Below are 26,612 nucleotides of genomic sequence, written 5' to 3' on the forward strand. Positions count from 1 at the left end.
TTCCCAATGTTTCGTCGATGAAGGCGCCGATCAGAAGCCGGCGTCGCGGAGGAAGCGTTCGAACGTCGCGGCGTCGGCGTACGATTTCTGCGTGCCGAGGCCCGTGACCGAATGCGCGGCGTACGCGGACGCGTAGCGCATCGCATCGATGGCGTCGCGCGACGCCGCATAGCAGCGCGCGAAGCAGCCGATATACGCGTCGCCGGCGCCCGTCGTGTCGCGCGCGTCGACGGGCACGCCCGGCACGTGGTGCGCGCCGTGACGCGACACGAGCAGCGAACCGTTGCTGCCGAGCGTGACGAGCACGTGCTTGAGCCCGCGTGCGACCAGCGCTTCGGCGGCGCGGGCGGCGCTTTCGCGCGAATCGACCGGCATGCCCGACACGATCGCGAGCTCGGTTTCGTTCGGCACGAAGAATTCGACGGAACGGATGCGTTCGAAATCGAGGTCGGCCACGGCGGGGGCCGGGTTCAGCAACACGGGAATACCGTGCCGCGCGCCGAATTCGATCGCGTGATAGACGGTGTCGAGCTCGATTTCGAGTTGCAGCACGATCAGCGCGCATTCGGCGAGCATCGGCGCGGCCGCGTCGATGTCGGCCGGCCGCAGATGGCGGTTCGCGCCCTTGACGATCAGGATGCTGTTGCTCGAATCGGGCTCGACGAAGATCGGCGCGACGCCGCTCGGCACGCCGGGGACCTTGCGCACGTGCGTGGTATCGATGCCTTCGCGCTCGAAGTTGCGGATCGTGTTGTCGGCGAACACGTCGTCGCCGACCTTGGTGACCATCACGACGCGCGCGCCGAGGCGTGCGGCCGCGACGGCCTGGTTCGCGCCCTTGCCGCCGCAGCCGAGCTCGAAGTTCGGCGCCTCGAGCGTTTCGCCCCGGGCGGGCATGCGCGCGACGTAGGTCACGAGGTCGACCATGTTGCTGCCGATGACGGCGATTGTCTCCATCTGTGTCTCTTCCTTGGTATGGGGGCGGCCGTGTGCGTGGGCGGCGGCGGGCCGCGACAGGCGATAATAAAATCACATTGAATGTGAAAATGCAATCTTATGATGTTAGTGGGGTCACTTTCTTGGCCGCCGGAAAGGCAGAGGCGCCGGTATGTCGACCTTCCGATCGGGGATGAAGGCGTTGTTCAGGCCGGTCGTCGGATTGGGATGCGAAAAATACGTATAATACGTATTCATTGCTTCGCGGAGGCGACCATGCCCACTATCACCGCCACCGAACTGGCGCGTCACACCCGCCAAATCCTCGATCAGGTCGCTCAGCGCCGCGAGACCGTCGTGGTCGAGCGCAACCAAACCGTGATCGCGCGCCTGGTGCCCGCCGACCCTGTCATGAACGCCGCGCAGGCGCTCGAGGGCCTGCCGCAGAATCTCGGCGCGGACGGCGCGGCCCGCTGGTTGCGCGACAGCCGCGCCGGCTTCGACGACGGAGTGCGCGACCCGTGGGCGTGATCATCGACAGCTGCGTATGGGTCGGTCTCGCCGGCGGCACCGTCGACGCGCGCGCCGTGATCGACACCGCCGGCGACGCACCGGTGTTCATCTCGACGATCTCGCTGGGCGAACTGGCGTTCGGCGTGGAGTCGTGCGCCGACGCCGCCGAGCGCGCGCGGCGGGGGGCCCATCTGCGTCAGCTCGAGCTGCGCCCCGTGCTCGATGTCACACGCCACACCGCCGCCGCGTTCGGCGTGCTGGCCGCCGCGGTCAAGCAGGCCGGCCGCTCGCCGCGCCCGCGCTGCAACGATCTGTGGATCGCGGCGCAGGCGATCGAGCACGGCTACGCACTGATGACGCTGAACGTGGCGGATTTCGCGGACCTGCCGGGATTGAACGTGCGGGTGCCGACCACTGCCGACGGGAATTGAACGGCTCTCGAACAACGCAGGGCCGCGACGGCCGGCGCTACAACGGTATCGCGAAAGAGTCGACACAGGTCTTCGCAACGCGGTGGATAGTGACAACCTTAATACGCAGCAAGCAAGCGCCTGAATAACTCGCTTGCGGAGCGAAATGCGTTTTCGCCGGGAAGCGCCGCGTCGGTCAGCGATTCACGACCGAGTACACGAGTGTGCCGGAGAACATCAACAGCACGAGCGATGCGCCGCGCAGCAGCGTCGACGTGCGGGCGGCCCACGCGCGTTGCGAAGTGAGGAGCCCGCCGAGGGACGACCAGCCCACACCGATCGGCGCGAGCACGACCAGAAATACGACGAGCGCCCACGCGAAATAGTGCGCCGACCTGAACGCCTCCAACGGAAACAGCGTGCTCGAGAACAGCAGCGCCTTCGGGTTCATCATCGTCGCGACGAACACGTCGCGAAAGCGCACCGGCGCGACCGACACGTCCTGCAGCACGCGGCTATGCGTCCACATCCGGAGCGCGAGGAAAAAGATATAGACGGAACTCGCGAGCTTGACCACGTCGTAAAGCCAGGGCCGGCCGACAGCGAACGCGGACAGGAAGAATCCCCATACGGCAATCGCGATCGCATAGCCGAGCGCCTCGGCGACGACCAGCGGCCACGTGCCGCGCAGGCCGACCTTCAGCCCGGACGACAGCAGCAGCGTATTGGTCGGCCCTGGCACGATCAGCACCAGCGAGACGTACATCGACATCTTCAGCAACGCTTCCTGGATGGGCACGCGGCCTCCTCGATTCGTCAGTGTCGCGGTTCGCGGCAGGCCGAAGCCGGTGCACCGCTGAAATGGCGGTTGACCTTCATGCACAGATCGTTCGATCTGCGCGTTCCGTGAACTTGCCCGTCTTCGCCGCATGGCCTTCGTTCTGCTCGGGCACATCATGACGAATTTCTCTGCCGACGAGTCGGATTATTTTTGGGTCGAGATCACGATCGTCGAAATGTGAAACGGTCGGCGGATTTGCATTTGAAGTGGTGAATTCTTTGTTTCTTTCATGTTAATTCCGTCAGTCATTCCATATATTTTTGGCGAAATGATTCTCGAATCATGCGTTCCAAATGAAAAAATGAATTTCGTTGTTTCGAAAAAATTGAATCGACTGTAGTGAGGTAATTAATCGATATTTTCCGGTATTTAGAATTTCTCTGAACAACCGGCGATTGATATGAAATTTTTCGAGGTGTGCCATCATGAACGCTGCTATGGTGTGTCGGACAGTCAAGTGCACGGTGCGACGATCCTGGAAACAATCAGGTGGACCGAATTTTCAAATGCACTAATAGCAGTCACCGTATCGGAAATTCAATTTGTCGAAGCGGAATCCATTACGCGGTGTGCCGCCGCGTGCGATGGAGGTTTCGCGTTGTTGTCTGACTTCGCTGCGATTCGCTACGCCTTTTCGGTGTCATTTGTCGTGATGGACCGGGCGCGTCATCACGCGTTACCGGATGAGTTGCCGGTTCAATTCGACAAGGCGGCACTATCCATTCAGGTTTCAAATCCTATGGGAAGCGTGTCATGACTCACCCGATCAAGAATATCGTCATCGTGGGCGGCGGCACGGCGGGCTGGATGTCCGCCTCGTACCTCGTCCGGGCGCTCCAGCACCACGCGAACATCACGCTCGTCGAATCCGCGGCGATCCCCCGGATCGGCGTGGGCGAGGCGACCATCCCGAGTTTGCAGAAGGTGTTCTTCGACTTCCTCGGGATACCGGAGCGGGAGTGGATGCCCCAGGTGAACGGCGCGTTCAAATCCGCGATCAGGTTCGTGAACTGGCGGAAGTCTGTCGATGGTTCGCGCGGCGACCACTTTTACCATTTGTTCGGCAACGTGTCGAACTGCGACGGCGTGCCGCTGACCCACTACTGGCTGCGCAAGCGCGAACACGGCTTCCAGCAGCCGATGGAATACGCGTGCTACCCGCAGACCGAGGCGCTCGACGGCAAGCTGGCGCCGTGCCTGGCCGACGGCACCCGCCAGATGTCCCATGCGTGGCACTTCGACGCGCACCTGGTGGCCGACTTCCTGAAGCGCTGGGCCACCGAACGCGGGGTGAAGCGCGTCGTCGACGAGGTCGAGCAGGTTCACCTGAACGATCGCGGCTACATCGCCAGCCTGTCCACCAAGGAAGGGCGCACGCTGGAAGCGGACCTGTTCATCGACTGCTCCGGCATGCGCGGGCTCCTGATCAACCAGGCGCTGAAGGAGCCCTTCATCGACATGTCCGACTACCTGCTGTGCGACAGCGCGGTCGCCAGCGCCGTGCCCGCCGACGACGCGCGCGACGGGATCGAGCCGTACACGTCGGCGATCGCGATGAACGCCGGGTGGACCTGGAAAATCCCGATGCTGGGCCGGTTCGGCAGCGGCTATGTGTTCTCGAGCAAGTTCACGTCGCGCGATCAGGCCACCGCCGACTTCCTCGACCTTTGGGGGCTCTCGGACAAGCAGCCGCTCAACCAGATCAAGTTCCGGGTCGGGCGCAACCGGCGCGCGTGGGTCAACAACTGCGTCGCGATCGGGCTGTCGTCGTGCTTTCTGGAGCCGCTGGAATCGACGGGCATCTACTTCATCTACGCGGCGCTTTACCAGCTCGTGAAGCACTTCCCCGATACGTCGTTCGACCCGCGGTTGGCCGACGCATTCAACGCCGAAATCGTCTACATGTTCGACGACTGCCGGGATTTCGTGCAGGCGCACTATTTCACCACGTCGCGCGACGACACCGCGTTCTGGCGCGCGAACCGGCACGACCTGCGGCTGTCGGACGCGATCAAGGAGAAGGTCGAACGCTACAAGGCGGGGCTGCCGCTGACCACCACGTCGTTCGACGATTCCACGTACTACGACACCTTCGACTACGAATTCAAGAACTTCTGGCTGAACGGAAACTACTACTGCATTTTTGCCGGCCTGGGGCTGCTGCCCGACCAGTCGCTGCCGCTCTTGCGGCACCGGCCGGAGTCGATCGACAAGGCCGAGGCGATGTTTGCCCGGATCCGGCGCGAGGCCGAGCGTCTGCGAGCGAGCCTGCCGACGAACTACGATTACCTGCGCTCGCTGCGCGAGGGCGATGCGGGGCTATCCCGCAGCCAGCCGGGGCCGACGCTCGCGACGCCGGAGATCCTGTAGTGGACCGCGCCCCGGACCGGGTGCGCGCGATCGCGGCCACGCACGCTGCCGTGGCGGCCTGCGACCCGCTGCAGGCGCGCGCGCTCGTCCTGCGGCTGCCGGGCCTGAACCGTCGACGGGACGTGCCCGGCATCGTCGGGTTGCTGCGCGAGTTCCTTCCGGCGCGCGGCATGCCCTCGGGCTGGGGCTTCGTCGAAGCCGCCGCCGCGATGCGGGACATCGGGTTCTTCCTGGGGTCGCTCAAGCGGCACGGACACGAGCCCGTGGACGCGGTGCCCGGGCTCGAACCGGTGCTGCTCGATCTGGCGCGCGCGACCGACCTGCCGCCGCGCGAGACGCTGCTGCACGTGACGGTCTGGAACCCCGCGGCGGCCGACGCGCAGCGCAGCTACACCGGGCTGCGCGACGAAGCGCACCTGCTCGAGAGCGTGCGCATCTCGATGGCGGCGCTCGAGGCGGCCATCGCGTTGACCGTCGAGCTGACCGACGTGCCGCTGCGCTCGCCCGCGTTCGCGCAAGGGTGCGACGCGCTCGCGGACTATCTGCAAAAAATGGTCGACTCGATCGTCTACGCGTATCGCTTCATCTCGGTGCAGGTCTTCTACGACGAGCTTCGTCCGTACTACGAACCGATTCGAGTCGACGGCCAGAACTACCTCGGCCCCGGTGCCGTGGAAATGCCCCTCTTCGTGCTGGAGCACGTGCTGTGGGGCGCGCGATCGGACCACCAGGGTTATCGGGAATTCAAGGAGACGTACCTGCCCTACGTGCTTCCCGCGTTCAGGGCGATCTACGCGCGGTTCGCCGGGCGGCCGGCGCTCGTCGACCGCGTGCTCGGCGAAGCGCAAGCGGCTCGTGCGCGGGGCGAGCCGGTCCAGGCCGGGTTGGCGGCCCTCGACCGCGTATTCGAGGTCCTGCTGCGCTTTCGCGCGCCGCACGGCAAATTGGCCGAGCGTGCGTACGAAGTCGGGCGAAGCGGCCCCACGATCGGCAGCGGCGGGTACGCGCCCAGCATGCTCGGCGATCTGCTCACGCTCACGCGCGCGGCACGGTCACGCGTTCGCGCCGTGCTCGACGCGCGCTGACGGCTCGGCGCGGGCGGCGGCCATGTGTTCCATCTCACCAGGAGAGTTTGCCCCATGACTCAGCAGAGCCCCGCGAACGGGCGCGACAACAACCACTACGACGTGATCATCCTCGGCTCGGGCATGTCGGGCACCCAGATGGGAGCCATCCTGGCCAAGCAACGGTTTCGCGTGTTGATCATCGAGGAATCGTCGCACCCGCGCTTCACGATCGGTGAATCGTCGATCCCCGAGACGTCGCTGATGAACCGCATCATCGCCGATCGCTACGGCATTCCGGAGCTGGACCACATCACGTCGTTCTATGCGACGCAGCGTTACGTCGCATCGAGCACGGGAATCAAGCGCAACTTCGGCTTCGTGTTCCACAAGCCCGGCGAGGAACACGACCCGAAGGAATTCACGCAGTGCGTGATTCCCGAGCTGCCGTGGGGGCCGGAGAGCCACTATTACCGGCAGGACGTCGACGCGTACCTGTTGCAAGCCGCCATCAAGTACGGCTGCACGGTTCGCCAGAAGACGAGCGTGACCGAATACCACGCCGACAAGGACGGCGTCGCGGTGACCACCGCCCAGGGCGAACGCTTCACCGGCCGGTACATGATCGACTGCGGCGGCCCGCGTGCGCCGCTCGCGACCAAGTTCGGGCTGCGCGAAGAGCCGTGCCGCTTCAAGACGCACTCGCGCAGCCTCTACACGCACATGCTCGGGGTCAAGCCGTTCGACGACATCTTCAAGGTCAAGGGGCAGCGCTGGCGCTGGCACGAGGGGACCCTGCACCACATGTTCGAGGGCGGCTGGCTCTGGGTGATCCCGTTCAACAACCACCCGCGATCGACCAACAACCTGGTGAGCGTCGGCTTGCAGCTCGACCCGCGCGTCTACCCGAAAACGGACATCTCCGCGCAGCAGGAATTCGACGGATTCCTCGCGCGGTTCCCGAGCATCGCGGCGCAGTTCCGGGATGCCGTGCCGGTGCGCGACTGGGTCAAGACCGACCGTCTGCAGTTCTCGTCGAGCGCCTGCGTTGGCGACCGCTACTGCCTGATGCTGCACGCGAACGGGTTCATCGATCCGCTTTTCTCCCGCGGGCTCGAGAACACCGCGGTAACCATCCACGCACTCGCGGCACGCCTGATCAAGGCGCTGCGCGACGACGACTTCTCCCCCGAGCGCTTCGAGTACATCGAGCGCCTGCAGCAGAAGCTGCTGGACCACAACGACGACTTCGTCAGCTGCTGCTACACGGCGTTCTCGGACTTCCGCCTGTGGGACGCGTTCCACAGGCTGTGGGCGGTCGGCACGATCCTCGGACAGTTCCGGCTCGTGCAAGCTCATGCGAGGTTCCGCGCGTCGCGCGACGAGCGCGCCCTCGATCATCTCGACGACGATCCCCCGTATCTCGGGTACCTGTGCGCGGACATGGAGGGGTACTACCAGTTGTTCAACGACGCCAAAGCCGAGGTCGAGGCCGTGAGCGCGGGGCTGAAGCCTGCCGGGGAGGCCGCGGCGCGGATTCACGCCCTCATCGACGAACGCGAATTCGCGAAGCCGATGTTCGGCTTCGGGTACTGCATCACCGGCGCCAAACCGCAGCTCAACAACTCGAAGTACAGCCTGCTGCCGGCGATGAAGCTGCTGCACTGGACGCAGACCAGCGCGCCGGCGGAGGTGAAACGGTACTTCGACTACAACCCGATGTTCGCGCTGCTCAGGGCGTACGTCACGACCCGCATCGGCCTGGCGCTGAAGTAGTCGACCGACCCCGGAACGAAAATGATAGACGACGTTCAATTGAATCAAGTGCGTGCCAGCGAACATCCGTCGGCGGCGTATGATGCGACCACGCGCGTGGCCGCGAGCTGGTACGTGGCGATGCGCTCGGACGACCTCAAGGACAAGCCGACCGCGTTGACGCTCTTCGGCCGCCCGTGCGTCGCGTGGCGCGGCACGACGGGCCGGGCCGTGGTGATGGACCGCCACTGCGCGCATCTTGGCGCGAACCTGGCCGACGGGCAGATCAAGGATGGGTGCATCCAGTGCCCGTTTCACCACTGGCGGTACGACGAGCACGGCCAGTGCGTGCATATTCCCGGCCACAGCGCGGCGGTGCACCGGCTGGAGCCTGTGCCGCGCGGGGCGCGCCAGCCGACGTGGGTCACCGTGGAGCGATACGGTTACGTGTGGGTCTGGTACGGCTCGCCGCAGCCGCTGCACCCGCTGCCCGAGATCGCCGCGGCCGACGTGGACAACGGCGACTTCATGCACCTGCACTTCGCGTTCGAGACGACGACGGCGGTCTTGCGGATCGTCGAGAACTTCTACGACGCGCAGCACGCGACGCCCGTCCACGCGCTGCCGGTCTCGGCCTTCGAGCTCAAGCTCTTCGACGATTGGCGCGCGTGGCCGGAGGTCGAGTCGCTGGCGCGGGCGGGCGCGTGGTTCGGCGCCGGGATCGACTTCACCGTGAACCGGTACTTCGGGCCGCTCGGCATGCTGTCGCGCGCGCTGGGCCTGAACATGTCGCAGATGAACCTGCACTTCGACGGCTACCCCGGCGGGTGCGTGATGACCGTCGCGCTGGACGGAGACGTCAAGTACAAGCTGCTTCAGTGCGTGACGCCGGTGAGCGACGGCAAGAACGTCATGCACATGCTGATCTCGATCCGGAAGGTGGGCGGCGTCCTGCGCCGCGCGACCGACTACGTGCTGTTCGGGCTCCAGACCCGGCAGGCCGCGGGGTACGACGTCAAGATCTGGAACGGGATGAAGCCGGACGGCGGCGGCGCGTACAGCAAGTACGACAAGCTCGTGCTCAAGTACCGCGCGTTCTACCGGGGGTGGGTCGACCGCGTCGGCCGATAGCGGTGCCGCGGCGATGCCGAGGATTGCTGGCGACATCGATATGCCTGATACGCGATGACAAGATTGTCGGGTCGCACCCGGCGGCGATTGTATCGATCGAAGCGAAGCGGGCGTGCCTGCGGGTAGGCACGCCAACCGCATGCGCTGCGGCGTGGGTAAATTCCGGTTAAAGGCACGCTGTACGGCAATTGAATTCGATATTCAGAGCAATCGGTATCCACGGCAGTGCGACGGCGCAAACGTGTGCGGCCATGGTGCGCGTCGCGCCGTCGGCGACGTATCGAAGCAGGCAAATGCCATACGCAGGTCATCTTGGATCGGGACAATTCGAAAACTCCGCCAGTGATCTCGATCTCGCTGAATGGCTCTGGTTGGATTGGGCGATGGCGTTATCCCGTCACGCGGCGAATTCCGTCGAAATGCCTTCGTCATCTTTACGATGTCGCATCAAAACATAAATTTATGTAAGAACATAAAATTCACCATTGGGCATGGTAATTTTAAAAAGAAGAACAAACGGGGAAATAATAAGTATGGCCAAGTCGGAAAAAGCATCCGGGTTGATGCTGGTCGCCGGTTCCATCGGCTCTTCCGCGGTCGATGGCGGCAATGCGCTGCGCGTGCAGCCATTTGCGGTGCGGGTCTTGTGTGTGTGGGTCGTCACGTGCTGTTTTTTCGTCGTCTATCGAGGCGAGATGCTGCCCTCCGGGGCGAAGACCGAGAGCACGGATCGCCTCGAATATTGCGCGGACATACACGGCATGGGCGCACTTCAAGCCGCCCTCGTACTGGCTGCCGACAGGGCCGCCGGTTTCAGCGTCGCCACGCGCTTGGGATGGCGCGTATCGCTGATGCGGGCCGCAGCAGGCATGGGCGCCGGCAAACGATGAGTGCGCAAACGACCTCCCCTGCATCGTGGTTGCTGCATGCGCGTGCGCCGATCGGGCGCGACGGTCCCGTGCGCATGTGGGGACGTTTCCCGACTGTAGACACCATCCGTTAGATCTTACCTGTGCCGGGGCGGCGTGCGCCGGCATTGCTTGACGTCCGGAACGACACGAATTGAATCATCAACCCAGAGCGGGCATGGCTTCCGTGCTTGCTGTCCGCGGCAGCGTTGCCGCGACCCTGTGCATCGCGGCGCTTGCGTTCGCTTCGCTGCACGCCCTGGCGGCCGATACCCCGGAACATCCATCCCCGCCGGCCGCGCCACGTGCAAACGTCGCGTTTTTCGACGGTGCCCAGCCGCCCGAGGGCTTGCTGCAAGCGTTCGACGCCGTAGTGCTCGATCCCGCCCGGGGCTTCGATCCGGCGACGCACCCGCTCGCGCATACCGTTTGGGTCGCACGCGTACCGCACGGCGCGTCGGGCCCGGCACTCGGGCCGGCGGCGTTTGTCTCGCAGCGCATCGAGCCGTTGTGGGCGCGTGGTTATCGCGGCTTCCTGCTCGACACGCCGGAGGCGATCGCCTCGAGCGAGGCAATTCATGCGGCTTATCCAGACGCTCGTCTGATCGTCGGCGGCAACGATGCGCTGCGCGCGGCGCAACCGCATGCGAACGTGCTTTACGCGGTGCTCGGTCCGCCGCTGGTGCGCGGTTTCATGGACGGCGACGACATGCGTGCGGTACGCGACGTCGCCGCCGCAGACCGCACTGCGCGCGTCGACACGGCGCGGATTTTCATGCGTGAGACGCACGTGCCGGTGTTGTCGCTCGAGATCTGCGAGCGCACCGACCGGGCATGTGCCCGCGCGACGGCCGCCCAGGTCGTCGCGACCGGCGTGACGCCGTACGTGACGGACGCGGGCCGTGACGTCGTCGGCATCGGTGCGATCGAAGTGCTGCCGCGCAAGGTGCTGATCGTACAGAACCGCGACGCCGATACGCCAGTGGACGAAACGCGTGGCGTGCGCGACCTCGCGATGCCGCTCAATTATCTTGGCTACGACGTCGAATACGCGGATCTCGACGCACCGCTGCCGACCGATATCACACCGGACCGTTACGCGGGCGTCGTCGCCTGGATCGAAGGCGCGGAGCCCGCCGATCCTGCGAGATGGCGGCGCTGGATCGATGCGCGCATCGCGGATCACGTGCCGGTGGCGTTCATGGGACAGTTCGGCTTCGACGCCGCGCAGGAAGAGGGCGCGGCACTCGATCTGCAGCCGGTGCCCGGCCCGTTCAGGGCGCCGCTCAGCGTCGTGACGCGCGATCCGATGATGGACTTCGAGATCGATCCGAGGCCGGATGCGCGCGATCTCGTCGGGATGCGCGTCGGATCGCACAGCCGTGTGCTGTTGCGGCTTGCGGCGGCAGGCACGAACGTCGACGCGGCCGCGATCACGCCGTGGGGCGGCTATACGCTGAGTCCGTACACGGTCGTTTCGCTGAACGGCATCGGGCAGACGCGTTGGGCGATTCAGCCGATCTCGTTCGTGACCGACGCGTTGCGTCTCGTGCGGATGCCATCGCCGAGCGTCACGACCGAGAACGGCCGGCGCCTGTTCATGACGCACGTCGACGGCGACGGCTATGCGTCGCGCGCGGAATTCCCCGGTGCGGATTATTCGGGAGACGCGCTCTATCGACGTATCTTCACGCGCTACAAGGTGCCGATGACGTTGTCGGTCATCGAAGGCGAAGTAGGGCCGACCGGCCTGTATCCGAAACTGTCGCCGCGCCTCGAGGCGCTCGCGCGGCAGATGTTCGCGCTGCCGTGGGTGCAGATCGGCTCGCATACCTATTCGCATCCGTTCCAGATGGCCGACCTCGATGCGACGACGGGCGCACGCGTCGACCACCGGAACAACGTCGAGCGCGGCAACGGCGGCGACACGGCGTTCTCGCTGGATATCCCGGGCTACACGTTCGATCTCGACCGCGAGATCGCCGGCTCGATCGCCTACATCGATTCGCGCCTCGCGCCGCCGGGCAAACGTACCGAAGTGCTGCAATGGCCGGGCGACTGCGAGCCGCCCGCGGTCGCCGTGCGCAAGGCCTATGCGGCCGGCGTCCAGAACATCAACGGCGGCGACACGATCATTCGCAAGTCGGTGAACAGCTGGACCCATATTGCGCCGCTCGGCGTCGACAAGGGGCCGGGCGCGTACCAGGTATACGCGCCGAACCAGGACGAGAACGTTTACACGAACGACTGGCAGGGCCCGTTTTATGGTTTCACGCAGGTACTCGAAACCTACGACATGACGGAGCATCCGCATCGCTTCAAACCGATCGACGTGTACTACCACATGTACAGCGGCACGAAGCTCGCGTCGCTGCGCGCGCTGGACCAGATCTACTCGACCGTGCTGAAGCAGCCCGTGCTGCCTGTCTACATCACCGATTACACGCACAAGGTGCTGGACTGGCGCGGTTTCGCGGTCGCGCGCGAAATGGCCGGCGGCGCATGGGTCGTGCGCGGCAACGGCGACGTGCGCGAATTGCACTGGCCGCGCAACGACGTGCCCGACCTGCGTGCGTCGCAGGGCGTGACCGGTTATGCGCCCGGCCCGGACGGCCTCTATATCCATATTGCCGACGGCGCCGCACGTGTCGTGTTCGAGCGCGACACGGAGAACGGATTGCGCGGCGGAGTTCAACCGCATGGCCCGGGCAGGACACCGTACATCGCGCAAGCGAACGGATTCGTCCGGAACTTCCATCGAACCGCCGACGGGATGTCGTTCGAGTTCGGCGGCTACTACCAGCCGTTCGTCGAGCTCGCCGACGCGCAGCGGTGCCGTGTGCGCATCGCGGGCCGACCGATCGACGCTCGGCGCGACGGAACGGCGCTTCGTTTCGAAACGGCGGCCGACGTCCGTCAGCCGATGCGCTACCAGCCGGTCGAGATCGCGTGTGACCGGTAATCGCCCGCGTATCGCGCCGCCATGGCTCGTGCTGGTGCTGGCAGGCGTCGTGCTGCTGGCTGGCTATGCGGTTGCACCACATGACGGGTTGCGTGAGCGGATGGCCGCGGTTGGCGGCCCGAGCGATCTGAGCGCGGCGTATCTCGAAGCATGGGTGAAAGTGCGGCCGCGCGACGAAGTGCTACTGGCGATGCTCGGTGAGCAATATGTGTCGCTGGGCCGGCTCGCGGATGCGGGGCGGGTCGTTCAACGAATGGACGAGGCGGCTTCCCCGCCACTGCGGCAGGCCGCGATGAAGCTGCGGCTCGCGATCGCGCAGCAACGCACGAACGAGATGCGGGCCGACGATCCGCGCCGTTCCGCTGCGCTTGCCGCACTGCGTCTGCAGCTCTCCGACGCAGCCGCGCTCGACTGGTCCGATCGCGATCTCGAATGGTTCGCGCAATCCGCGGCATCGGTCGGTGCCCCCGCGCTCGCGCTGCGTTTCTATGTGCGCCTCGCGCGGCGCGACACCGCACATCGCGATACGTGGGACGGATACGTGTCGCGCTACGCGCTGCAGATCGGCGACTACAAGGAGGCGGCCGACAGCTGGTTCCGGCGTCAGCAGAACGCGACGACGCTCGGCGCGCGGCGACGCTGCTTCATCGCGGGCATTCGTGTGCTGCAGGCCGGCAATCTGACCGCCGATGCAATCGCGGTTGCGCAGCGCCAGAACGACGCGTTCATCGACGATCAGCCGACGCTCGTTGCGTTGCTCGATCTCGCACGGGCAGCGCAGCGGCCGGACCTGATCGAGCGGTATGCGAAGGCGTTGGCGCGGCGCGCAGGAATCGGCGGGATTGCCTATCGGAGCAGGCGCGCGGGCCGCGTGCTCGCCGTGCCGGCGGTTCACTGGTCGGGTTCGACGCCGCAGACGTACGCGTATCTGGACGGTCCGATGGTATGGGGCCGCGCACGTCGCGGTAGCGTCGCGCTGCAGCTCCGGGCAGGCCGGGGCGGCCACGGCCTGTTCATCGATGCGGCGCAAGCGCAAGTCACCGCACGGACGCAACCGCGGGTGCATATCGTGAAGGTCGCGCTGCGACGACGCGACGCAATGATGCGCCTCGCCGTCGCGACGCAGGTATCGAAGCATGCGGCAGCTGTGCAACTTCCGTCGCCGCCGGCTGCCGATGGGGCGGACATTGCCGATCTCCTCTATCAGTCGTTCCTGGAGTCCGCCGATCCCGCCAATGCGCAGAAGGTCGCGCTCGCGCAGCTCGCCAAGGAATCGCATTCGGCGCTGTGGCGCAAGCGCCTGGCGCAGGTGGCCGAATGGAACGGGTCGTCGCAGCTCGCGCTGAAATCCTGGCTCGACTATGCGCGACAAACCGGCGACCCCGTCGGCTGGCGGAACGTTCGGCGCATCGCCCCGATGCTGGACGACGACGACGCCTACCTGGCCGCTTTGCTGCAGGCGGCACGGGCGACGCCCGACGATCTCAAGCTCGTCGATTCCATCACGGCGACGTATGAGCGCCTCGGGCGGCCGGACGACGCGATCGCGTTCCTCGACGGTCTGCCGCACGGCCGTGAAGCGAACGCGCTCGACGAACGCGCCGGTGCGCTCGCGGAACGCGCCGGCCACGACGACGAGGCGCTCGTGATTTACCGTCGGCTGCAACGGCGCGAGCCGCGCAATCCGCGCTACGCGCTGCACACCGCCAATGTTCTGTATCGCGACGGAGACTACGCGGGCGCACTCGATGCAATGACGAACGCGAGCCGTTACGCGCAGGACGGCGAAGTGGCGTTCTGGCGCAACTACGGCGAACTGGCGCGCCTGCTGCAACGCGACGACGCGGCGCACGACGCGTATCGTCACCTGCTGGCGAGCGATGCGGCGACACCCGACGATCTGGCCGACATGTCGTACTTCTACGATGCGTACCCGATCGACGCCGGCCGCATCTCGGCGCTCCGCTACCGGCGCGACCATACCGTGCGCGCGCTGCAGCAGGCGGTCTACTACTACACCGCGGCCGGCGCGATGGAGCGCATCGACGCGCTGCTCGCGAGCCTCACGCCGCAGGAGCGCGAGGCAGCCGAGGCGTCGCCGGGTTTTCTCGGCGTCCGCGCCGAGTACGAGCGGCAAGCCGGCCGTCCGCTCGATGCGTTGCGCGATCTGCGGCATGCGGTCGATCTGCCGGGCGCATCGGCGGATCTGAATGCGGCGCTATTGTGGACGCTGGTCGATTACGGCACGGATGCCGAGTTGCGCGCGGCGCTCAACCGCTGGCGCAACAAGGCTTCGGCTGACGCGCCGCTGTGGGGGCCGTATGCCGCGGCCGAACTCCGCCTGAACCGGCCCGTCGATGCGCTCGAATATCTGCGCCGTCAGGCCGTGATGATGTCGCACGATCCGCTGTGGCTGCTCACGTACGCCGATGCGCAGGAAATGGCGGGGCGTCCGGATCTCGCGTGGTCGATTCGTCGCAAGGTGTGGCTGCAGATCGGCGCATTTGGCCGGACGCAGGCGCGGCAGACGCCGCAGGAACGGGATGCACCGTCCTCGCTGCCGCGACGGACGACGCAGGAGCCGCAAGACGCACAACCCGTGCAACGCGGTGTTCCGGCGCGTACATCGCAGGACATCGAGACGCGCCTGGAACTGCGTAGCCGCGGCGTCGATCTGGCCGCGCAATATTCGAGCGCCGACCACGCGGTCGCGCTGCTCGACGCACTGCTGAAGGACGGCTCGGCGACTGCCGATTTCGTCAGCGAGCGCCGTACCTTGCTCGGCGACGCACGCGGTCTTTCGCCGCTCGAGTCGTCGGCGCGGGGTAGTACGAAATCGATGCACGACATGCTGGAAAAAGATCGCCGTGCGTACGCGGCAGTCGCGCAGGAGGTGGCGATTACGTGGGCGCTGTCGCACGAGGCGAATCCGCTTGCGAAGCGGTGGCTCGCGTTGCAGGCGGCAAACCTGTTCGCGCGGCCGGCGTCCGCGCAATTGACCGTCGCGCTTGCCGACGGCGACATCGGAACGATGGAGCGTCTGCTCGATCAGGGTGTGCGCTTGCCGCGCTACGACCGGATCGATGCGGCCGTAGCTGTCGATCGTCCGGGGCAAGCACAAGCGCTCGCGTTCGACGGCCTCGATGGCGCGCCCGACGACTGCGAAATGCATCGGCGTCTCGTCGAAACCGCGCTCGCGTGGCCGCAGTCGCTCGACGCGAGCATGACGACCTACGCCGAACGTCCGCTCGATTACAGCGAGCAGACAATCGCGGCAAGCCGCAAGATCGCCGGGCATTACCTGATCGGCATGACCGCCACGCTGGACCTCCAGCGATCGACGGACGCGTCGCAACTGGTCAACGTGCCGTCGGCGGACCGCTCGCTGATCTTCCATGCCAGGTGGCAGACGCGCGACGATGCGTTCACGATGAGGGCGGGCCGCCGCGAAGGACTCGACGCCTTCTATACGATCGGACTGGGCGTGGAATTCGGACGCAACGGACCGCTGCAGTTCGGCATGCGTGCGGGCCGCGATCAGGTCGCCGACGAGCTGCCGACGTTGCGCATCGGCGGGATGAAGGACAACCTGATCGCCGATGGAAGCTGGCAGGCGAACGAACGCGTGACGGTGTCCGGCAGTGTCGAGATGGACCGCTTCTACAGCCAGGCGCGCACCTATCTCGGGAGCGGCGTGCTGTCGACCGCGCAGGTGAGCTACCGAATTCGTACGGCGTACCCGGACTATACGATCCGCGTCGTCGGCACGCACGGCGATTATGGTGCGGGGGGGCGGGCGGACGCGCTGATTTCGTCGCTTCTGCCTGCCGCGAGCCGGTCGGCCTCCGCAGGAAATTTCATGCCGGCCACGTACACGCAATACGGATTGTTCGCGGGGTTCGGGACCGATCTGCGCGAACGGTACACGCATCGGTGGCGGCCGTTTCTCGAGGTCGGTGTCGTGCACGATTCGATCCAGGGCGGCGGAGCGGCCATCGATGCCGGCATGGCGGGTTCGGTGTTCGGCGGGGATCATGCCGCATTGTTCATCCAGCACCAGCGTGTCTCACGCCTCGGTACGCCTGTGACGGTGGTCGGCGCGCAATACCGCTGGTTTTATTGATTCCGGTTTCCATCGTTGTGCGGCGCGAACGGAACGACGCACACGATGATGCATACAACGAAGTGAGTAGGGAGTGGTTCGATGAACGAGATGAACGAAGCGGCTGTACGGTCCGGATGGTTGCGCTGCGCGGAGGCAGCCCGGCTCGTCCGCTGGGGCGCGGCGATCGCGATGTCGGCGGCGGTGCTCGCGGGCTGCGGCTCGATGCGACAGACCGCGGCGCCGACGCTCGCGGCCAGCGATGCGGTGGCGATCGCACCGATTGCGAACTTCACCGAAACGCCCGCAGCGGGCGGGAGCGCCGCGGCGCTCGCGGCGACCATATTGCGCGCGAACGGGCTGGCCGACGTGCGTCTCGCGCCGGTCGACGGAGACGGCAACGCGATGTTCGACACCGCGCAGCGCGACACGGGCGAGCGTCGGCTCGCGTGGGCGCGCGAGCATCACGTGAAGTACGTGCTGGCCGGCGCCGTCGAGGAGTGGCGCTACAAGGTGGGCGTCGACGGCGAGCCGGTCGCGGGCCTGACCTTCGAACTCGTCGACGTCGAGTCGGGCCGGGTCGTCTGGAGCGCGGCGGGTACGCGCAGCGGCTGGAGCCGTTCGAGCCTGTCGAGCGTCGCGAATGCACTGGTCGGCCGCCTGCTCGCGCCGCTGCGGCCGCGCTCGTGATGCGCGCTCGACACGACTGGACCGGGAGACGACCATGAGCGCCGCGAACGCTACCGGCAACCCTCACGGCGGGAGCGGCCCTGCACCGGCGTCGCCTCGATCGCGTCAGGCGAATCCGTTCGGGCACCTGAGTACGGTACGCCGTCTCGTCGCGCCTGCCGCTGCACGGCCGATTTCGGTCGTGGAAACGATCGTGTTCATGCTGATCGTGCTCGCGCTTGCGTGGCACTTCGACCGGAACGATCCGCTGCTGCTGCATGCGGACTTTCCGTGGCTGTGGTTCGGCCCGCTCATCGTCGCGCTGCGTTACGGGACGCTGCTCGGGTTGCTTGCGAACGCGTTGATGATCGGCGCATGGCAATGCGTCGCCCACCTGCATCCTGCCGCCGCCGGCGAAGCGTGGCCGCTGCAGCGCTTCGCCGGCGGGTTGCTGCAGACGATCGTCGTCGGCCATTTCGGCGACACGTGGGGCGCTCGCGCAACTCGGGCGAACGCGCTCAACGACTATCTGAACGACCGGCTCGTCGCGATCACGAAGAGCCACTACCTGATGCGTCTGTCGCACGAGCGGCTGGAAAAGGATCTGCTGTCGAAGCCGACCACGCTGCGGGATTCGATCACCGAACTGCGCCGTCTGTCGCTCGCGCACGGATTCGATGCGCCGCCGCAGGGCGTGGCGAGCACGGTACGGCTACCCGGTGCGCACGCGCTGCTCGAATTCGTCGCGCAGGCGTGTCAGATCGAGATGGCGGCGCTGTATCCGGTCGAAGGCGCGACGAACTCGCCCGCAATCGTGTGCGAACCGGTTGCGCGGCTCGGCGATGCATTCGATTTCGATCCGCGCGACGGCCTCGTGGCCCGCGCGCTCGAGACGAAATGCATCGCCCATCCGAAAAGCAGCGGCGACGTCGCGCCGAATACGGCGCTGCTGGTCGCCGCGCCGGTCGTGTGCGCCGACGGCCGCCTGATCGCGTTGCTCGCGATCAAGCGCATGCCGTTTCTGTCGCTGAACTTCGACAATCTGCAACTGCTGCTGGTGCTGCTCGGCTATTACGCCGACGGCGTCGAGCATGCGGCGTGCGTGCGCGACGTGGTGGCGGCAGTACCGGCGTGCCCGTACGAATTCGCGCTCGACGTCGCGCGTCTGACGCGCCTGCAGCGCGAGTCGGGGATCGCGTCGTCGGCGGTCGCGCTCGTGTTCCAGCACGACGAGGCGGACGATTCGCTGTTCGAGCACGTGATGCGCGGGCGCCGTTCGCTCGATCTCATCTGGCCGTTGAAGACGCCGACGCAATCGGTGCTCGTGAACCTGATGCCGGCGACCGATACGGCCGGCGTCGACGGCTATCTCGCACGCGTCGAGGCGAGCCTCGATGCGCAGTTCGGTCTCGATCTCGAAGGCGCGCGCATCGGCGTGCATACGTTGCATCTGGGCAGCCTCGAACCGGGGCCGGCATTGCAACGCCTGCTGAAGGGAAGCGGCATCCATGTATAGGCTGCGATCCGGTTCGTGGGCCCCCAGCGCGTTACGGGTGCCCCCGGCGTCGATGCTGGCCGCACTCGCGTCGTCCGTCGGCATTGCGATCGTCGCGGCGCTGCAGTATGCCGTGCTCGCGCGGTTCGGCGGGCTCGCCCAGGCCGGGGCGGCGATACCCGTTTCCGCACCGCCGGTCGCCCCCCTGTGGCCCGTGTTCGGCGCGATGGTGGTGGGCGGCGCGGCGCAGGCGGTGCTGTACCGGCAGTTGCTGCCGCAACGTTACCGAACCCCACGCAACGGGACGCTCGCGGCGCTCTGGCTCGCCTGTACGTTCGTGCCTGTCGGCGGCGGCCTCGTCGTGCTGGCCAGCTGTGCGTGGGCGGCTTGCTGGCCCGCGAAGCAGGGCGACGACGCATACGCCGACGTGCCTTTGCCCGAGTTCGTCACCTATCTCGTGTCGCGCGTCTCGCACGGCGGCGGCGCGCGTCTGCAGGCGCGTCTCGTGAATACCCGGGTGGCCGCGTCGGATCGTCTCTCCGCGCTCGTTGCGATCCAGAGCATGCCGACGCGCACGACCGGCACGCTGCTGCGCGATCTGCTCGCCGATCCTCTCGAAGACGTGCGGCTCATCGCATACGGCACGCTCGACCGCGCCGAGAACGAGATCGCGCAGAACATCTTCCACGCGCAGCAGACGCTCGACGCCGCCCACGACGACGCAACGCGCCAGGCGACCCACCGCCGGCTTGCCGAGCTGTACTTCGAGCTGGTCTATCAAAATCTCGTGCTCGGTGCGGTGCACGGGCACACGCGCGAACAGGCCGACCGCCACGCGCAGGCCGCGCTCGCAATCGATGAAGGCGACGCGGCGATGTGGCTCGTTCGCGGCCGCCTCGCACTCGCGACCGGCGACGCGGACGCGGCCATGCAATACATGAGCCGTGCGCTCGAATGGGGCTTTCCGCGCGAGCGTCTCGTGCCGTGGCTGGCCGAGGCCGCATTCCTGCGCGGCGAGTATTCGCGCACGGCCGAGCTGCTCGCGTCGCTCGGCAACGCCGCCGCGCTGCCCGTTCTCAATCCCGTCGTAAGTTACTGGTCGTCATGAAACCGTCCATTCACCGCCGTGCCGGTCCGTCGACCGCGATCGACGTCTGCCTGCTGCTCGAAGGCACGTTCCCGTATGTCCGAGGCGGCGTATCGAGCTGGGTCAACGAGATGATTCGTGCATACCCGCTCAAGCACTTCGCGATCGTGTTCATCGGCAGCCGGGAAGACGACTATCATGGCGCCGCGTACGCATTGCCCGACAACGTCGTCCACTTCGAGTCCCATTATCTGTATGGCGACGTGCCTGCCGATGCGGGCAGCGCACGGGAGATTCCCGGCAACCCCGAAGCGTTCAAGCGTTCGGCTGCGCTGCACGATGCGTGGCGCGGGCAGGACACGGACGGTGCCGCGGCGAACCCGGCTGCGCTGATGGCCGATCTCGTCCAACTGATCGACGACGACGGACCGCTGAACGAGCGGCAGTTTTCCACCAGCCGCGCGGCGTGGGACTTCATCGTCGAGCGTTATCATCGCTATTGCACCGACCCTTCCTTCACCGACTACTTCTGGACGGTGCGGATCATGCACAAGCCGCTGTGGCAGCTTGCGCGGATCGCACGCGGACTGCCGCCGGCGCGCGTCTATCACACCGTATCGACGGGTTATGCGGGCTTTCTCGGTGCGCTGTTGCATTACCGCACGGGCCGGCCGCTGCTCGTTTCCGAGCACGGTATCTATACCAAGGAACGCAAGATCGATCTGCTGCAAAGCGAGTGGATCCGCGACAACCGGGGCGCGTTCGAGCGGGACGTATCGACGATCAGCTATTTCCGCGCGCTGTGGGTGCGTTTCTTCGAAGCACTCGGCAAGCTCGCCTACGACGCGGCCGACGAGATCGTCGCGCTCTACGAGGCCAATCGGCACCGTCAGATTGCCGACGGCGCCGATGCCGCCCGGACGCGCAACATTCCGAACGGCGTCGACGTGGACGGCTTCGCGCCGCTGCTGGACAAGCGGGCCGGCGGCCCGCGCCGCGTCGTCGCGCTGATCGGCCGTGTGGTGCCGATCAAGGACATCAAGACATTCGTCCGCGCGATGTTCATCGCATCGCGGACGATGCCGGAAATCGAAGGCTGGATCGTCGGGCCGGAAGAAGAGGATCCCGCCTATGCGCTGGAATGCCGGGCGCTCGCGCAGAGCCTCGGGCTCGCGACGACGGTGCGCTTTCTCGGCTTCCAGCGGATTCACGACATTTTGCCGAAAGTCGACGTGATCGCGCTGACGTCGATCAGCGAGGCGCTTCCGCTCGTCGTGCTCGAAGGCTTCGCGGCCGGCGTGCCGTCGATTACCACCGATGTCGGGTCTTGCCGGCAACTGATCGAAGGGCTCGAAGAGGACGACCGCGCGTTCGGGGCCGCCGGCGCGGTCGTGCCGATCGCGAATCCTGCCGCGTTCGCGCAGGCGGCGCTCGACCTGCTCGGCGACGCGCAGCGCTGGCAGGCCGCACAGCAAGCCGGTCTCTCCCGTGTCCGGCGCTTCTACACGCGTGCACAGATGATCGACCGGTATCGGGCGTTGTACGATGCGCTCGCGATCGCTCCCGACCGGATGCGTCGCGGGCAGCCGTTCGAAGCCGGCTGCCCGGTGCACCGTGCACGGGCGGGCGTGGCTGCATCCGGCTCGAGCAAGGAGGGCCGCTGATGGCCGGCATTGGCTTCGAATTGCGCAAGATCCTGCGGCAACAAACCCTCTTCGGCGTCGCGCGCGCATACGCGTATGCGGGGCTGATCAGCTCCGGGCCGCTGATTCTTTCGATATTTGGGATCCTGATCATTGGCGTGATGAGCGTCGCGTTCGTGATACCAAAATATGCGATCGTCCAGTTTCAAGTGTCGGTGACTTACCTGATCGCGTGCAGTCTGATTCTGACCGGGCCGCTGCAATTGTCGTTCACGCGCTTCATCTCCGACCGGGTGTTCGAAAAGCGCGACGATCTCGTGCTGTCGAACTATAACGGCGTGGCGCTCATTGCCACGGCGGCATCGGGATGCGTCGGCTTCATCGCGGTGGCGGCGGGATTTCGCGGTGAGCCGCTGCTGTATCGGCTGCTGATGGTCGTGGGATTCGTCATCGTCAGCAACATCTGGATCGCGGTGATCTTTTTGTCCAGCGTGAAACAGTACCGGCAGATTCTTGCGGTGTTCCTGGTCGGCTATGGCTGCACGGTCGCGTTCGCGCTGATGCTGAACCGGCAGGGCATCTGCGGCCTGCTCGGCGGTTTCGTCGCCGGGCATCTCGTCTTGTTTGCCGGGCTTTCGGGGTTGATCTACCGAAACTACCGCAGCGATCGCTTCGTGTCGTTCGACTTGCTCGACCGGCGCTTCGCGTATCCGACGCTCGCGCTCGTCGGACTGCTGTTCAATCTCGGCGTATGGCTCGACAAATTCATGTTCTGGTATGCGCCGGGCACGGGGGCGCAGGTGATCGGCCCGTTGCATGCATCGGTGATCTACGACATTCCCGTGTTCATCGCGTACGTTTGCGTGATGCCCGGGATGGCGACGTTCCTGGTACGCATCGAGGCGGATTTTGTCGAGTATTACGATGCGTTCTACGAAGCCGTGCGCAGTGGAGCAACGCTGCGGCACATCAACGACATGCGCGACATGATGGTCGGCAGCGTGCGCACCGGGCTGTATGAAATCATCAAGGTGCAGGCCGCCGTGCTGGTGCTGATCGTCGCATTCGGTCACTGGCTGCTGGCGGCCCTGAATATTTCGACGCTGTACCTTCCGCTTCTGCTCGTCGACGTGATCGCCGCGAGTCTGCAGGTGCTGCTGTTGGGTTTGCTGAACGTGTTCTTCTATCTCGACGCGCGTCGGCTGGTCGTGGCGCTGTCGGCGGCTTTCGTCGTGCTCAACGGCGTGCTGACCGGCATTACGCTATGGATGACGCCGGATGCATACGGCTACGGCTTCGCGCTTGCGCTGCTCATTCTCGATGTCGCGGCGGTGCTGTTGCTCGACCGCAAGTTCGGCCGCCTCGAATACGAAACCTATATGTTGCGTCATTGAGGGGATATGTTTTCATTCCGAATCCGTCGGTCGCGCAGGCGGCCGACGTTGGCAGCGGCATCGTCCGTGGCTGCCATCACAGTCGTCATCTTGGGCGCGCTGTGCGGGCGGCCAGGACATGCGCAGCCCGCACCGCCCGTATCGTCGCCTGACGCGTGCGATCCGGCCGATGCGATGCGTCCGCATTCCGTCGCGTTCTTCTACGGCAACGACGTGCCGGTTCGTCAGCTGGAGAAGTTCGATGTCGTTGTCGTCGAACCCGACAGCGGCTTCGATCCACGCGCGCAAGACGTGCGATGCCCTGCATGGTTCGCCTATGTGAGCGTCGGCGAAGTCACACCAGAGCGCGACTATGCGCGCAGGATCCCGAAACAGTGGTTGTTCGGGCGTAATACGACCTGGGCGTCGGCGGTCGTCGATCAGTCGGCACGGGGGTGGCCGTCGTTTTTCGTCGAACAGGTGATCGCGCCGCTGTGGGCGCGTGGTTACCGCGGCTTCTTTTTCGATACGCTGGATTCGTACCAGCTCGTCGCGAAGACGGAAGCGGCGCGCGCGAAGCAGGCGGCTGGCCTTGTCGCGGTGATCCGCGCGGTGAAGTCGCGCTACCCGAGCGCGCAACTGATCCTGAACCGCGGCTTCGAGATCTTGCCGAGGGTGCACGACGCGATCGCCGCGGTTGCATTCGAATCGCTGTTCGGCAGCTGGGATCAGCGCAACCGGCATTACGGCGCCGTCCCTGCAGCGGATCGCGACTGGCTGCTCGCGCAAGCAAAGGCAATTGAAGAGCGCTACGCGCTACCGGTGATCTCGATCGACTATTGTGCGCCGGACGATGCGGCGTGCCGCAGCACGATCGCCGCGAAGATTCGCGCGACGGGTCTCATTCCGTACGTGACGGATGGTGCATTGCGCACCGTCGGCATGGGCCCCGATGCGGCGGCATCACGGCAATGCCGCGAGACGAGGTTGGGCGGAGGTTGACGCATTCGGCGTCCTGCTGGACTGTTTTGTCGATCTGTGTCGAGAGCGCATCCCGCTGCGAGCGCCGGTATTGAACGCCCCTGGGCCGACATCGACGGTGCAATACACGCAATCGGTATGCCGTCTGGTCCGCTCGTTCCAGCGAGGGTTTGCGGGCAGTGCTGCAATCCGTGTGTCAACGGTTCGTGACAGCGGTGTATGGGGGCCATGAGCATTGCAGCGGTTCCATTCACGGGAGAAATTCTCCGGATCCTGGATTTGTCAGAGGATTCCGGCGTGTTTCTCACACCCGGCGCAATGTTTTTTGCGGCAACCGATAAAAAGATAATACGCCCGCGATCGTTTGCGAGGACGGATAGTCACCTGATGCGGCTGCGTGTCAGGGAAAGCCAACCGATATGGCCGGCCATCTTGAGCAATGTCTCTTCGGGCGGGGTGTGCGGGCATTACAGTAAGTTTGCTTGCGTGCCGACATAACGAACAACAACACACGGGGGGAAGCAAGCATGGGGTCCATGACAGTCGGCAGGAAGCTGGGCTTGGCATTCGGCATCGTCGTACTCATATCGTTGATCGGCAGCGCGATCTCGATCGTCAATTTTCTGAAGCTGAACCGGGCGAACGGCTGGAACGTCCATAGTTACCAGGTCCTGCGGGCGAACGACGACATGTTGACCAGCATGGTCAACATGGAGACGGGTGTGCGCGGCTACGTGGCCGCGGGGGATGACCGGTTCCTGGAGCCCTATAAGGCAGGCCTCAAGCAGTTCGCCACGTCGTTCGACGTCGTTCGTGGCCTCACTGCGGACAACGCGACGCAGCAGCGTCGTCTCGAGACACTGCGCGACATGCATCGGAAGGTGGCAGAGGTCGACGACAAGCTGATCGCCATGCGGCGTGACGTCAATGCCGGTACGCAGCCTGCCAACGCGCTGATCGACTACTTCAAGCAGGGCGACGACAAGCAGTTCATGGATCGCTATCGAGCCGTGGCCACCGAGCTGAACGAGGCCGAGCAGTCGCTGCTCGATCAGCGTTCAGGAGAGGTGGCCAGCTTGACTGCGTTGACCAAATTGACGCTCGCGGCGGCAGGCATCATCACCGTCATCCTGTCGATCGTGCTGGGAACCGTCATCACGCGCGGCATCATGCGGTCGCTGGGTGGCGAGCCCGCCGACGCCGCGGTCGTGGCCGGGCGGATTGCCGAAGGCAATCTCGAAGCATCCGTGCCGGTCGCGCCGAACGATCGCGGCAGCCTGATGGCATCGCTCGAATCGATGCGGCGGCAACTGAGCGGCATCGTGTCGGAAATTCAGTCGACCGCGGAATCGATCACGACTTCGGCTGGTGAGATCGCGCAGGGTAACCTGGACCTCTCGCAGCGAACGGAAGAGCAGGCGGCTTCGCTCGAGGAAACGGCGGCCAGCATGGAGCAGCTGACCGCGACGGTTCGTCAGAATACGGAAAACGCCAAGCAGGCGAATGCGCTTGCGGGCAGCGCGTGCGAGGTCGCGATGCGCGGCGGCGAAGTGGTGAGCCAGGTGGTCGAATCGATGCGTGCCATTGCGAACAGTTCGGGCAAAGTGGCCGAAATCATTACCGTGATCGAAGGGATTGCGTTCCAGACGAACATCCTCGCGTTGAACGCGGCCGTCGAGGCCGCGCGTGCGGGCGAGCAGGGGCGCGGCTTTGCGGTCGTGGCCGGCGAAGTGCGCACGTTGGCGCAACGCAGCGCGAACGCGGCCAAGGAAGTGAAGGATCTCATCACGGGTTCGGTGGAGAGCGTGGCGCAGGGGTCGCAGCAGGTCGAACGCGCGGGCACGACCATGTCGGATATCGTGCAGTCCGTGCGGCGCGTGACCGACATCATGAGTGAAATCGCATCGGCGTCGGACGAGCAGGGAACGGGTATCGAGCAGGTGAACGTCGCCGTCGGCCAGATGGATTCGGTCACGCAGCAGAACGTGGCGCTCGTGGAGCAGGCATCGGCAGCGGCGCAGGCGATGGCGCAGCAGGCAACCACCCTGCGCGAGGTGGTCGGGATATTCAGGATCGGTCGCGCGCTCGCGCACTGACGGGCTCGGCCTCGGAGCTTCGCCGGAAGTCGACGCGACGGGCGTCGATGCGTGTTGGCGCGAGCCGTCTACAGGTTCTCGACCGGAACGGGGATCGTCTCGCCTTGATACGGCATCTCCGAGAACGGTCCGACCGCGCGAAGGATCCGGTGCCGGTTCAGTTCGAAGGCCAGCCGAACCTGCTGTTCGCTCGTATCCCGGGCACCGAGGCAGGCGCACACCGTCGACGTGCCACATCGGGGCCTATGCCGGGCAACGCACTGCCGGCAGCGAGCA

The 26,612-nt window shown here is 65.6% G+C and carries 19 protein-coding genes; 17 read left to right on the forward strand and 2 right to left on the reverse strand.

From position 1 onward, the window contains the following. Positions 1 to 30: 30 nt before the first annotated feature. Positions 31 to 957, reverse strand: a complete 927-nt coding sequence (rbsK, locus tag CFB49_RS30870; RefSeq protein WP_069619537.1) for a ribokinase — start codon at positions 955 to 957, stop codon at positions 31 to 33. A gap of 255 nt (positions 958 to 1,212) precedes the next feature. Between rbsK and CFB49_RS30875 the strand changes: the two genes are divergently transcribed. Continuing rightward, the gene (locus CFB49_RS30875) at positions 1,213 to 1,467 is read left to right on the forward strand and encodes a type II toxin-antitoxin system Phd/YefM family antitoxin (protein WP_034175542.1); all 255 of its coding nucleotides are present in this window, start codon (positions 1,213 to 1,215) and stop codon (positions 1,465 to 1,467) included. Then, positions 1,458 to 1,880 (forward strand): type II toxin-antitoxin system VapC family toxin, encoded by a 423-nt coding sequence (locus CFB49_RS30880; protein WP_089493272.1) that lies wholly within the window; start codon positions 1,458 to 1,460, stop codon positions 1,878 to 1,880. Before CFB49_RS30875 ends, CFB49_RS30880 begins: the two co-directional genes overlap by 10 nt. 175 nt (positions 1,881 to 2,055) lie before the next feature. Here the strand turns inward: CFB49_RS30880 and CFB49_RS30885 are convergent, their stop codons facing one another. Beyond that, positions 2,056 to 2,658 (reverse strand): LysE family translocator, encoded by a 603-nt coding sequence (locus tag CFB49_RS30885; RefSeq protein ID WP_089493273.1) that lies wholly within the window; start codon positions 2,656 to 2,658, stop codon positions 2,056 to 2,058. Positions 2,659 to 3,100: 442 nt separating this feature from the next. Here CFB49_RS30885 and CFB49_RS36975 point away from each other — a divergent pair, with 442 nt between their 5' ends. The 15 genes from CFB49_RS36975 (at position 3,101) to CFB49_RS30955 (ending at position 26,336) form a co-directional block, all read left to right on the forward strand. Further along, positions 3,101 to 3,457, forward strand: a complete 357-nt coding sequence (locus CFB49_RS36975; RefSeq protein ID WP_249190628.1) for a hypothetical protein — start codon at positions 3,101 to 3,103, stop codon at positions 3,455 to 3,457. Next, complete coding sequence (locus tag CFB49_RS30895; RefSeq protein ID WP_089493274.1) at positions 3,454 to 5,070, forward strand: tryptophan halogenase family protein; 1,617 nt, start codon at positions 3,454 to 3,456, stop codon at positions 5,068 to 5,070. The genes CFB49_RS36975 and CFB49_RS30895 overlap by 4 nt, the downstream gene beginning before the upstream one ends. Next, positions 5,070 to 6,155 (forward strand): monodechloroaminopyrrolnitrin synthase PrnB family protein, encoded by a 1,086-nt coding sequence (locus tag CFB49_RS30900; RefSeq protein WP_089493275.1) that lies wholly within the window; start codon positions 5,070 to 5,072, stop codon positions 6,153 to 6,155. Before CFB49_RS30895 ends, CFB49_RS30900 begins: the two co-directional genes overlap by 1 nt. Before the next feature lie 54 nt (positions 6,156 to 6,209). After that, positions 6,210 to 7,910 carry an NAD(P)/FAD-dependent oxidoreductase gene (locus CFB49_RS30905; RefSeq protein WP_089493276.1) on the forward strand — a complete coding sequence of 567 codons (1,701 nt, stop codon included), beginning with the start codon at positions 6,210 to 6,212 and terminating at the stop codon, positions 7,908 to 7,910. Between the two features lie 24 nt (positions 7,911 to 7,934). Further along, the gene (locus CFB49_RS30910) at positions 7,935 to 9,020 is read left to right on the forward strand and encodes a Rieske 2Fe-2S domain-containing protein (RefSeq protein ID WP_034175623.1); all 1,086 of its coding nucleotides are present in this window, start codon (positions 7,935 to 7,937) and stop codon (positions 9,018 to 9,020) included. Between the two features lie 533 nt (positions 9,021 to 9,553). Beyond that, on the forward strand, positions 9,554 to 9,910 hold the full coding sequence (locus CFB49_RS30915) for a hypothetical protein (RefSeq protein WP_089493277.1): 357 nt from the start codon (positions 9,554 to 9,556) through the stop codon (positions 9,908 to 9,910). 196 nt (positions 9,911 to 10,106) lie between these two features. Continuing rightward, positions 10,107 to 12,890, forward strand: coding sequence for a sugar ABC transporter (locus CFB49_RS36980; RefSeq protein WP_249190627.1), 2,784 nt, complete (start codon positions 10,107 to 10,109; stop codon positions 12,888 to 12,890). A 49-nt stretch (positions 12,891 to 12,939) separates the two neighbouring features. Next, complete coding sequence (locus tag CFB49_RS30920; RefSeq protein ID WP_306427001.1) at positions 12,940 to 17,013, forward strand: tetratricopeptide repeat protein; 4,074 nt, start codon at positions 12,940 to 12,942, stop codon at positions 17,011 to 17,013. Between the two features lie 171 nt (positions 17,014 to 17,184). Further along, complete coding sequence (locus CFB49_RS30925; protein ID WP_084044344.1) at positions 17,185 to 17,682, forward strand: penicillin-binding protein activator LpoB; 498 nt, start codon at positions 17,185 to 17,187, stop codon at positions 17,680 to 17,682. A gap of 34 nt (positions 17,683 to 17,716) precedes the next feature. After that, positions 17,717 to 19,177, forward strand: a complete 1,461-nt coding sequence (locus tag CFB49_RS30930) for a PelD GGDEF domain-containing protein (protein ID WP_089493278.1) — start codon at positions 17,717 to 17,719, stop codon at positions 19,175 to 19,177. 52 nt (positions 19,178 to 19,229) lie between these two features. Next, a complete protein-coding gene (locus CFB49_RS30935; RefSeq protein ID WP_089493710.1) occupies positions 19,230 to 20,264 on the forward strand; it encodes a hypothetical protein in 1,035 nt (344 codons plus the stop codon). Further along, the gene (pelF, locus tag CFB49_RS30940; protein WP_089493279.1) at positions 20,261 to 21,907 is read left to right on the forward strand and encodes a GT4 family glycosyltransferase PelF; all 1,647 of its coding nucleotides are present in this window, start codon (positions 20,261 to 20,263) and stop codon (positions 21,905 to 21,907) included. Before CFB49_RS30935 ends, pelF begins: the two co-directional genes overlap by 4 nt. Continuing rightward, positions 21,907 to 23,280: an exopolysaccharide Pel transporter PelG gene (gene pelG / locus CFB49_RS30945; RefSeq protein WP_069619548.1), complete on the forward strand. Its 1,374-nt coding sequence runs from the start codon at positions 21,907 to 21,909 to the stop codon at positions 23,278 to 23,280. The genes pelF and pelG overlap by 1 nt, the downstream gene beginning before the upstream one ends. Positions 23,281 to 23,454: 174 nt before the next feature. Beyond that, positions 23,455 to 24,261, forward strand: a complete 807-nt coding sequence (locus CFB49_RS30950; protein WP_089493280.1) for an endo alpha-1,4 polygalactosaminidase — start codon at positions 23,455 to 23,457, stop codon at positions 24,259 to 24,261. A 506-nt stretch (positions 24,262 to 24,767) separates the two neighbouring features. Continuing rightward, complete coding sequence (locus CFB49_RS30955) at positions 24,768 to 26,336, forward strand: methyl-accepting chemotaxis protein (RefSeq protein WP_089493281.1); 1,569 nt, start codon at positions 24,768 to 24,770, stop codon at positions 26,334 to 26,336. The last annotated feature ends 276 nt before the right edge of the window (positions 26,337 to 26,612 follow it).

The organism is Burkholderia sp. AU17457 (assembly GCF_002223255.1).
Classification (GTDB): domain Bacteria; phylum Pseudomonadota; class Gammaproteobacteria; order Burkholderiales; family Burkholderiaceae; genus Burkholderia; species Burkholderia sola.

Excerpts from the sequence above, each read along its gene's own strand:
- CFB49_RS30875 (WP_034175542.1), top strand. The coding sequence starts at position 1,213 with ATGCCCACTATCACCGCCACCGAACTGGCGCGTCACACCCGCCAAATC.
- pelG (WP_069619548.1), top strand. The coding sequence starts at position 21,907 with ATGGCCGGCATTGGCTTCGAATTGCGCAAGATCCTGCGGCAACAAACC.
- rbsK (WP_069619537.1), bottom strand. The coding sequence starts at position 957 with ATGGAGACAATCGCCGTCATCGGCAGCAACATGGTCGACCTCGTGACC.
- CFB49_RS36975 (WP_249190628.1), top strand. The coding sequence starts at position 3,101 with ATGAAATTTTTCGAGGTGTGCCATCATGAACGCTGCTATGGTGTGTCG.
- CFB49_RS30915 (WP_089493277.1), top strand. The coding sequence starts at position 9,554 with ATGGCCAAGTCGGAAAAAGCATCCGGGTTGATGCTGGTCGCCGGTTCC.
- CFB49_RS30930 (WP_089493278.1), top strand. The coding sequence starts at position 17,717 with ATGAGCGCCGCGAACGCTACCGGCAACCCTCACGGCGGGAGCGGCCCT.
- CFB49_RS30950 (WP_089493280.1), top strand. The coding sequence starts at position 23,455 with ATGCGTCCGCATTCCGTCGCGTTCTTCTACGGCAACGACGTGCCGGTT.
- CFB49_RS30905 (WP_089493276.1), top strand. The coding sequence starts at position 6,210 with ATGACTCAGCAGAGCCCCGCGAACGGGCGCGACAACAACCACTACGAC.
- CFB49_RS30955 (WP_089493281.1), top strand. The coding sequence starts at position 24,768 with ATGGGGTCCATGACAGTCGGCAGGAAGCTGGGCTTGGCATTCGGCATC.
- CFB49_RS30935 (WP_089493710.1), top strand. The coding sequence starts at position 19,230 with ATGCTGGCCGCACTCGCGTCGTCCGTCGGCATTGCGATCGTCGCGGCG.
- CFB49_RS30895 (WP_089493274.1), top strand. The coding sequence starts at position 3,454 with ATGACTCACCCGATCAAGAATATCGTCATCGTGGGCGGCGGCACGGCG.
- CFB49_RS36980 (WP_249190627.1), top strand. The coding sequence starts at position 10,107 with ATGGCTTCCGTGCTTGCTGTCCGCGGCAGCGTTGCCGCGACCCTGTGC.
- CFB49_RS30925 (WP_084044344.1), top strand. The coding sequence starts at position 17,185 with ATGTCGGCGGCGGTGCTCGCGGGCTGCGGCTCGATGCGACAGACCGCG.
- pelF (WP_089493279.1), top strand. The coding sequence starts at position 20,261 with ATGAAACCGTCCATTCACCGCCGTGCCGGTCCGTCGACCGCGATCGAC.